The sequence below is a fragment of the Metamycoplasma auris 15026 genome, from assembly GCF_000367765.1.
GTDB lineage: Bacteria > Bacillota_I > Bacilli_A > Mycoplasmatales > Metamycoplasmataceae > Metamycoplasma > Metamycoplasma auris_A.
Window position 1 is genome coordinate 1 of the sequence record NZ_AORI01000002.1, and the last position, 9926, is coordinate 9926.

The window sequence follows — 9926 nt, forward strand, 5'->3', positions numbered from 1 at the left end:
TTATAAAAGTATTGAGAAAAGGAACTAAGTTTGGAAAATTGTAAAGTTTTTTGATGAAAAATTGTAAAAAATTTTCATAAAATTTTGTAAAAAAATATTTTGGAATATTGTAAAATCTTTAATAAAAGATGCTTAATTTAAGAAGAAAGTTGATATATTAAAATTGGAAGAAAGAATGGAAAAAAACTATAAGCCAAGAATTATTGAAAAAGTTGTAGATAGATTTTTTGTTGTTGCAGGAGCAATATGTATAGAAGGGCCAAAATGGTGTGGTAAAACTTGAACTTCTTATTTTAAGTCGCAATCTTCCTTTTTTGTGGGAGATCCTGCAAATAATTTTGCAAACCGTGAATTAGCTCTAATTAATCCAAAACTTATTCTAGAAGGTAGAAATCCAAAACTTATTGATGAATGGCAAGAAGTGCCATCTATATGGGATGCAGTTAGATGACAAGTAGATTGAGAAAATAAAAATGCTTTATTTATTCTAACAGGATCATCTACTCCTAAATATAAAGGTGTACTACATAGTGGTGCTGGAAGAATTGCAAGAATTCGAATGGATACAATGTCTTTGTATGAATCAAATGAATCAAGCGGAGTTGTTTCACTAAAAGATTTAAGCAATCAAATAGTTAAAGAACAATTAATTGAGCCTCTATCTTTTGAAAGACTGGCATATCTTGTTGTACGAGGGGGATGACCTAAAAATATTAATAGCTCAGTTTCTCAGTGCCATTTGCTACCTAATTCATATATCAATACCATTCTTAATGAATCAATTAAGCAAATTGATAATTCAAAATATGATCCCTTAAAAATAAAATTAATTCTTAAATCACTAGCTAGAAATGAAGCTACTTTTGTTGCTGAAGATACAATCATAAAAGATATTTCTATAAATGATAAGAAAACTATTTCAAGACCAACAATCAATAAATATATAGATGTCTTAAATCGGATGTTTATTTTTAATAATCAAAAACCTTTTGCATTGAATCTAAGATCATCAAAAAAAGTAAGAAGCTCTGAAAAAAAACGTTTTTGTGATCCTTCTTTGGCTTGTGCGCTTTTAAATGTTACCCCTGATAAACTAATTAATGATGTTAGATTATTTGGTATTTTATTTGAATCTTTAGTAATTAGAGATTTAAGAGTCTATGCACAAGCAATTGATGCAAAAGTCTTTCATTATAGAGATTATTTTGATAATGAATTAGATGCTGTTATTGAATTAAATAATGGCGAATGAATGGCAATTGAAATTAAATTGTCGGCCGCGCAAGTTGAACAAGCAGCAACAAGTTTAAATAAAGCAGTATATAAAATTGTTAATAATAGCAATAAAAAACCAATTCTTAAATGCATAATCGTAGGCATTGGTAATGCAGTTTATAAGAGAGAAGATGGAATTGTTGTTATTCCTATTAATGCACTAAGGGATTAGAAAAAATTAAATAAAAAAAGCAAGATGTTGAAATACATTCAAAATCTTGCATTTTTATTTTAAATATAATAAGTGATTAGAATTTATTAATTAATTTATTTAGAAAACTTGCAATAAATAATGCAGTAAATTAAATTTACTTTCTCTTAGAGATTTACTTACTTTTTTCTTTGTACTTTGAATAAGTTTCATTCACTTTAGTTTTAACTTTTTCAAATAATTTTGTAAAGTTACCTTTTTCGATTTCTAAGTTTGTAGGAATGCCTATGCGGCTTGCGGAGTCTAGGAGATCAAAAATATCGGTAATATCATCATGTGATAATCCCAATGTCTTAAGAAATTCTGTATCATTACTAATTAATTGTTTAGAAATTGAGTCGGCTTCATCGCTTAGTTGGCTAATTGATTCTGGTTTATTTAAATGCTCTTCAATATTATTATACTTTTGAAATAATTCATATATAGTGCCTAATTTTTTTTCTGAATCTGCTGAGCCTTTATTTCCTTCAATAGGTTCAGATCTACTAGTTTCATCGTTAATAGTCCCTCTAGCTTCATCTGACATTTCTTCATTTCCCCTATACGAATCTTCGTTGTGAGTACTGTTTCTATCATTAGGTTTGGCATCTGACGATTTAGGTGAAGATTGAGAACCTTTGTCACTCATGCTTCCACCTTCTAGATTTGTGTTACCTTCAGGAGCGGTTATCTCGCCATCATTTGAAGATTCGCTGCCACTATGTGGACTAGGTTTATCACTAATTGTCATTCCATTTCTAGGAGTTTCATTTCCTGCTGTTTCAGATGCACCTGGAGAACTTTCATTTTCAGGTTTTTCACCCTTTAATTCTTTTTCACCCTCAGTTTTACTTTTCTCATTTTTATGGGAAAGTTCAGCTTCAGCTTTAGAATTCGGTTGATCATTCATTGGTCTTTCAGTGGTTCCCGATTTTCCTTCGTTTTCTCCATTCATACTTGGAGTACTATCGGTTTGTGGATTTGATTGAGTACCAGAATTAATAGAATTATTGTCGTTTTGGTTATTATTGATATTTGAGTTACTTTGGTCTTTATTTTTGTTAGATTCTCCATCTGTTTTAATAGTTGAGGAAGAATTTGAGGTATTACATTTTGCAGCAACAAGAGGCAAAATGCCCAATGTATAAGAAAGACCAAATATAAAAAATGCTTTGTGTAATTTTTTCATAAGTGCCAATTATACATAATTTCCTTTTTTTTTTTTTGGCGGAAATTAGTCCAAAAACACTGAAAAATAAAGAAAAAATGGGAAAAAAGCTAAGTTCTAGCCTCTTTAGTGGGAGAAGTAAACAAAAAATAAGGGATGCATTTTTAAGGTTTTTAAACATTAAAATTAATAAAAAATATATCGACCTAATATCGATATATTGAATGTTTTGTTTCATTTTGCAATTTTCAAATTCTATAGTTTGCAATATAAACTAATTATTTTTTCTTACTATATTCTTCATAAGCTTTAGATAATTTTGTCTTAACTTTTTCAAATAATTTAGTAAATTTTTGGTTAGCTTCGTTTGAGCCAGGAGAAGTTAAATTTGTAACATCATCAAATATAATGGTAAGATCATCTATGTCTTCTTTTTTATATCCGAATTTTTCTAAAAATTTTTCGGTTTCTCGATCAAAATTATTAATTGTTTCTCCGTATGTAGAATGAAACTTGTTCTTTAATTCTGTTAGTTTAACATTATATTTTAATTGTTCTTCTATTTTTGCGTATCCACTAAAAAATTTGTATAGAAGTTCTAATAATTTTTCTTCCTTAGATTTTGGAGTTTCTGTATTACCGCTAGGGCTATTAGAATGATTTGGCTGATCTGCCATAGGTAGGTCAGTGTGGTTGGTGCCCCCCCCATTTCCAGGTTGAGTTGTTCCACTACCACCTCCAGGAGTTGTATTTGTTCTCCCTTGGTCTGATGGTTGGCTGCCTTCAGATTCTCTAGGAGTTTTAGGTTCCTTAGGTTCTTTTGTAGTTTTAGGACCAGTTTCACCATCTTTAGGAGCTGTTCCTTCTCCAGGTCTGCTTGCTCCATTGTCAGAGGAATTTGCATTTCCATTATCTGGGGTAGTTGCACTATTATTTGAACCGTTTTGATTACTTGAGTTTCCTTGGTTATTTTCTGGTGTAGTTGAACCTCCACCTTGTTCACCATTTTGGTTGCCAGATCCAGAATTGGTATTAGCATTACCATCTGAATTATTTTTATTATCATCTTTGTTATTCTTGTCATCTTCTTTATTGTTAGTTGATGACGAATTTGTAGTATTACATTTTGCAGCAACAAGAGGTAAAGCACCCATAGATGCTATTGCTCCAAAAATGGTTAAAAATTTACTAATTTTTTTCATAATGCATAATTTTATATTTTTTAGATTTTTATTTTATAAAAATCAAAAGAAAATAGGATCCTAAAAAAAGTTTATAAGACTAAAAAAACCTTATAAACTTGTAACTTTTTTAGTGATTTTCTATAGTGTTTTAATGAAAACTAAAAGTGGTTTTTACTTAATTACTACTTTAAATGATTGCGAGGCAAGTTGGTTGTTATTAGCTTTAACTCTAATGATATATTCGCCTGGATTTAGCTTCATTTTTGTAGTATTGATTGGACGTCAGGAAGTTTCGTTTTTGTTTTTATATTCCATTGTTTTATCTATACCAACTAAGATATTATTGTTATATATTTTTAACTCCCTTTCTAAGTCTTTTCCTTTAGTAATTGGAATTTTTATAATATCTGATTCTAGTTTATTATTCGATCTTTTAGTTCTTATTGACAAACTACCAATAACTATGTTATTGATAATTTGGTTATTACCTTCAATATCTTTTCATTCACTATTATTGTTTCTATATTCCATATTAGAATTAACATTACTTAATCTAATTGAATTTTCATCAAGGGATTCTATTTTTGGAGATGGAAGATCATGTTTATTTACTTCAAAACTAAATTTTTTAGTGCTGTTAAAGCTAAATTTATAACCGAATTTCTTAATGGAAGAAAGTTCAATATCTACTTTACTATAACTGTTAAAATGGTCAAGAACTAAAGTGTATGTTAAATCATCTTCTTTGATTGCTTCTTTAACATATGCATTTTTAACAATAAAGTTTCCTGCTTTTAGGGTTATATCTTTTAAAGGTTTATCCAACTTAATTTTTAGTGCATATTGGTCGCTTTTTGAGTTTAAATTTGAAGGTCGTTCAATTGTAACTGATATTTCTTTGTTACTTAATGTTGAATTAGGCTTATTCTGATTTAGATAGTAAGTTATTTCATCATAAGTTACATAAGGTAAAGGAAGTTTTGTGGGGGATCTTTTTTCATTTAATTCCAATTTGTATTCATCAAAAACTTCTCTAACATATTTGTAAGCATCTTTTGGAATATTTAGTTTGATAAAAGAAGGAAGTTTTTCTAATCCGCCTAATTCTCTATCGATTGCAATTATTGCATCTTCCTTAGAATTAATATAGTTTTTAGTTTTTAGATTTCTAAAACGATTGCCCATTTTTAGAATGCCACGATTGAAAACACTTTCTTTAATGAAATCATTATCATGCATCATAAAGAAATTAAAAGTACCTTCTTCACTTTTCTTTTTTTCATCAGCACGATCAGAAGTAGCATCTACGTGGTATCATTCTCCATCTACTTCAACCATATTTCAAGCATGCCTTGCAACATTACCAGTTAAATATCCATAATTTGCTTCTCCTGTAATCAAAGTGCATGGAACATTTAACTCATCCATAAGCATCTTAAAACCTTTAGCATAACCTGTGCACACTGTTTTTAGTTTGACAAGTGCTGAATAGGCACTTTGGTCATCAACTAAATTTTCTTGGGAATAATCATATTTAACATTTTTAGTCATTCATTTGTAGGCTTCAGTTATTTTTTCTAAAACTGGAAGATGCTGTCATTTAGAAGCAATTCTTTTAGCTTCTTGCAGTGCCTGATTATTTTCTTTATTGAACTTAGTTAAATCAACTGAATCAACATCAACTATTGTTGAGTATAAATAACCTTTGTAATAAGCTCAAACTTGGACTTTACCTAAATCATTGCTAATGTGTTTTTTACCACTGATAGTGCCATCTTCCTTAAGATTTAATTTAATATCATCAGCATCAAGTCCAGCTTTAAGAACTTCTTTTTTAGCATATGGATTTCTTTGGTATCATACAACCTTATCATTTACAGGTAAATTAGTTTTTGTATCAATTAACTTTAATTTGGCTGTTTTTATGCCATCTGAATCAAGATGGATATTAGGATTCTCAATTGCATAATTAGGATGTGAATAAAAATTAGAAGGAACTTGGTTATTTAGAATCATTGCTTCAATTTCTTGTTCAGAAAGAGATTTTTCAATGAATTCTTTGTTTGTATTTTTTAAATAGAATTTATCTAATTCAAATAAAGAAGATTGTGTATGAGAAATCTCTTCAATAGTTGAAGTAGGATTTAAGTTTGAATAGTTGTTACTATTATTTGGATTAGGGTTTCTATTATTGTTATCTTTGCTGTTTGAATTTTCACTAGAATTATTATTTGAAGAATCTGGATTAAAAGGAAAAAATGATTGATTTGAATCAATCTTATTATTTGAATTGATTATTTTATTTTTGCTTTCACAGCTTATTATTACTAGAGCACTAGAAAATGAAGCTACTAGCAAAAAATTCAATAATAGTTTCTTATTCTTCTTCATAACTACTCCTAATTTTATATTTATTTATCATCATAGCTTAATTGAATGGGATATCAATTAGTTTTTATTTAGATATAAATATTATTGTAGATGAATAGATATGCCAAAAATAAAATAATTATTGAAATTTATTGTTTTAGTTATTGTTTTCTTTAATTAATTTGTTGTAAGCCTTAGTAATTTTTGCTTTTATTTGATTGAATAAGTCAATAGCTTTTTTCTTATTATCTTTAGCATTATTAGTGTCGGTTAGAATGCTTGAGAACAATTCAAAAAGATCACCAAATTCGCCTAGAAAAATATGATCTAATTCATATTTTAAAAAGAAATCTCTGTCATTTTGGTTTGTATAATGAAAAGCTTGGTATGCAGGATCTAAATCTTCGCTTAACTTATTTGTTGCTTCCTTATTATTCAAATTTGCTTCTATATTTGAATACTTATTAAAGGCACTGTATACCAAAATTAGTTTTTCTTTTGAGCTTAATTTTTCTGGATCTATTGGTTTATTATCTTCTTCTTCATCTACTTTTGGGGATGTTGGATTGGATGGAGTTGAAGGAGCATCGTTATTAATATTATTGTCTATTTCGTTAGGTTTTGAAGGCGATGCTTCATCTTCTTCCTTTGGCTCTTCATTTTTATTTGGTTCTTCATTAGTATTTGGAGTATTTGAAGAAGAATTATCATCCTTTCCATCTATAGTATTATTAGTTGTGTTATTGTTTTTATTTGAATTATCATCATTATCTTTTTTATTACTTTGGTCATCTTTATTTACTTTGGAATCATCATTAGAAGTAGTACATTTTGCAGCAATTAGAGGCAAAACTGGTAAAAAAGATGCGGCTCCAAGAGCATAAATAAATTTATTTAACTTTTTCATAAAATGTAATTTTATACATAAATTAAGAAGAAAAATGAAATTTAAGAAACACTAATGAAAAAAGTATTAAGTAATTAAGAATAAATATAAAAAACTTGCTTTGCATAAGAATATGTAGCAAGTTTTTTTGTTATTACTTTATTTCAAATACTTCGATGTATTCTTTTTCTTCTTTTGTAACTTTGTTATCCTTAATTGTAATAAGTTTTCAATGTAGACTATATTTATTTTCTTTTTCTTTTTTTAGATAGATACCTTTTCTAACACCACCACCCTTAAAGTGTCATCCAATATTATGATTAGTAGATCCATGTGTGTTTATGTTTTCTTTATTTTTTAGAGATGAATTAATTTGGAATGATTTAACTTCTTTAAGGTTACTTCTTGTTCCAAACTTAATTACTCCTTTATCAATTGTTATTGCGCCAAACTTATTGTTTTTTAGAATAGCTTCTAATTCATCTTTTAGAGTTTCTTTATTTGTTATTTCAAATAGATTACCTTTTTTTGAATATTCATATAATTCAGGCATTTTGTATTTCTTAGAAATATCACTGTCATTGTTTTCTTTATTTGTATTTGAAGAAGAAGTACTCGTTTCGTTTTTGTTTTCTTTTTTAGTTTCTTCTATCTTATTTTTTAAAGTTTCGATTGCTTTTTTAAACTCATCAGAAGTTTTTAATTTATTTAGTTCTAATCTAGCATCAGAAAATAATTTTTCTAGTTCTAATTTGGTTTTAGCATCTAAATTATTATCTTTACTAGTTTCTTTTTCTAATCTAGATATTAGTTCCTTAAATTCTTTCTTTTCTTTTGGTTCTTTTGTATTGCATGATGCAGCTAAAATAGGAAGTGCTATTGGTATTATAGAAGCTGCTAATGCTAAAAATTTAATATTCTTCTTCATTTGTTTTTTGGTTTATTTTTGATTATTCTTTCCTTATTTTCTTTTTATTACTTTATTGCAATTTAGATTTTATTATTTTTTAAAAAAAGACTAAATTTTTTAAAAAAAAAGTGTAATTTTTCTACTTAAAATAAGAAGAAAATAGCAACTTGAAAGGTTTTTTATTACAAAAAATATATCGACTTGAAATTGATATATTTAAGAGGTGATAAAAAAATACTATTTCTATCAGTTTTTCATCTTTTTAAGACCATCTTTAGCGTCTTGAATGTTATCCATTAATGAGGAAACTTGTTTATTAACTTTAGCTAATTTTGCATCTTCTTCTTTTTCAATTTTTTCATAGTTTGCAATAGCTTCATTAATTATCTTATTAGTTTCTTCTTCTATTTTTTCTAACATGATAGTAATTATTTTTTCATCTTCATTTATTTTGATAAATTTCTTATTATATTCTTCTATTTTTTTACTAATAACTTCTTTATATTTCGTTAATTCCTTTAATTCTTTTTCTAATCTCTCAACATCTTTTTTAGAATTAGTGATTGCAGTATTTTTATCTAATAAATACTTATCAATCATAACTTTTTCTTTTTCATTTTCTTGAATTGCTTTTTCTAAGATATCAATTTTTTTCTCAATTGCTCAGCCTACATGGTTTTCTAGTTTGTTAAGTTTAGTTGTTTTTTCTTTTTCTAAATTCATTTTTGTTTTAGTAAATAGATTAATGTCATTGATATTCGATTTAATTCTCTTTTCTAATCAAAATTCGTATTCATAAAATTTGTCATTACTAAAATCTCCAATGAAACTAGAAGAATGGATTCTATTCTCAATATCTTTCTTAGTTGCATGTAAGTAGAAATTTTCTTCCTTTAATTTGTTTAATGTTTCATTTATTTCCTTAAAAGAAGATTCATAGTATTCATTTTGAGTTTTTAACTCTTCTTTCAGATTATCGAAATTTAAAACTTTTAATAAGTTTTTTTTATTCAATAACTCTTTTTTGTCTTTTTCAATCTTGTTTTCTAATTCCTTAGACTTAACTAATTTAGCATTATAAATGCCAATGTCTTTTGTATCTTCTTCATACTCTTCTTTAGCTTCATTTAAAAATGTCTTAGTTTCTTCAAAATCTTCAATAATTAGTTCGTTTTCATCTTGAATATCTTTAAATTCACTTAAAATAATAGACTTTAGTTTTTTAAGTATTTTTGCTTTTTCATCAATTTTTTTCTTGTATTCTTCATATTCTTCTTTAGCGTTTTTTATTTTTAAATCTCTAACTGAAGCATAGGATTTTTCTTTTTCATTGCTTACATGGTCAGCTTGCTCTCTTTTTTCTAGGAATATGTTCAATAATTTTCTAAGAGAACCTTGTAGACCAAATATACCTTCTTGGTCTTGTTCGTATGTAGGATGCATATATCTATTTTTGATGTCATAGCCAGTAGGACTATCATTGAAGATTGCATCTCATGAGCTTGTTTTTGTTACTCCTGAATTGTTTGGAGTTGGTGTTGGATTAGTTTGATTTCCAGAAGTGTCATTATGTACTTCTTCAATTTTCTTTTTAAGTTCTGCTAAGGCTTTTTTAAAATCTTCAGGTTTCTTTAGTGTTTTATCTTTTTTTTTAGCATCAGCAAGAAGTTTTTCTAATGCTTCCTTTTGTTGTAATTTTAGTTTACTTTCAGTTTTTAATTCAGCTTCTAATTTAGCAATTTCAGCCTTAAATTCCTTTTTTTGTTTAGATTCTTTTTCGCCACATGAAATTGCTAAAATAGGTGTTGTAATTGTTGCAATTGTAGTTGCGCTTAATAATAATGCAAGACTTTTTTTCATAGTTATTTTTTTGTTTTAGTTAATGCTCTTTCTTTCAATTTTTCTATAAGTTTTTTGTGTTCTTATATTCATATTGTATGGAG

General features: G+C 27.2%; 7 protein-coding genes. 1 reads left to right on the plus strand and 6 read right to left on the minus strand.

The window, feature by feature from the left end; translation table 4 throughout:
* The first annotated feature begins 175 nt into the window (after positions 1-175).
* Positions 176-1447, plus strand: a complete 1272-nt coding sequence (locus tag MAU_RS00540) for an ATP-binding protein (protein ID WP_040543769.1) — start codon at positions 176-178, stop codon at positions 1445-1447.
* 154 nt (positions 1448-1601) lie between these two features.
* On the opposite strand, the gene MAU_RS03355 is transcribed toward MAU_RS00540, so the two are convergent.
* The 6 genes from MAU_RS03355 to MAU_RS00570 all read right to left on the minus strand — a co-directional run bounded on the left by MAU_RS03355 (position 1602) and on the right by MAU_RS00570 (position 9843).
* Entirely contained in the window at positions 1602-2654 is a 1053-nt protein-coding gene (locus MAU_RS03355) for an Mbov_0729 family lipopotein (RefSeq protein WP_004423302.1), read from the minus strand.
* A 257-nt stretch (positions 2655-2911) separates the two neighbouring features.
* On the minus strand, positions 2912-3835 hold the full coding sequence (locus tag MAU_RS00550; RefSeq protein ID WP_004423303.1) for an Mbov_0729 family lipopotein: 924 nt from the start codon (positions 3833-3835) through the stop codon (positions 2912-2914).
* A gap of 153 nt (positions 3836-3988) precedes the next feature.
* Positions 3989-6208 carry an MAG6410 family transglutaminase-related lipoprotein gene (locus MAU_RS00555; protein WP_004423305.1) on the minus strand — a complete coding sequence of 740 codons (2220 nt, stop codon included), beginning with the start codon at positions 6206-6208 and terminating at the stop codon, positions 3989-3991.
* A 136-nt stretch (positions 6209-6344) separates the two neighbouring features.
* Positions 6345-7094, minus strand: coding sequence for an Mbov_0729 family lipopotein (locus MAU_RS00560; protein WP_004423307.1), 750 nt, complete (start codon positions 7092-7094; stop codon positions 6345-6347).
* Positions 7095-7227: 133 nt separating this feature from the next.
* On the minus strand, positions 7228-8001 hold the full coding sequence (locus tag MAU_RS00565) for a variable surface lipoprotein (RefSeq protein WP_004423309.1): 774 nt from the start codon (positions 7999-8001) through the stop codon (positions 7228-7230).
* A gap of 225 nt (positions 8002-8226) precedes the next feature.
* Positions 8227-9843 (minus strand): hypothetical protein, encoded by a 1617-nt coding sequence (locus MAU_RS00570; protein WP_004423310.1) that lies wholly within the window; start codon positions 9841-9843, stop codon positions 8227-8229.
* Between the last annotated feature and the right edge of the window lie 83 nt (positions 9844-9926).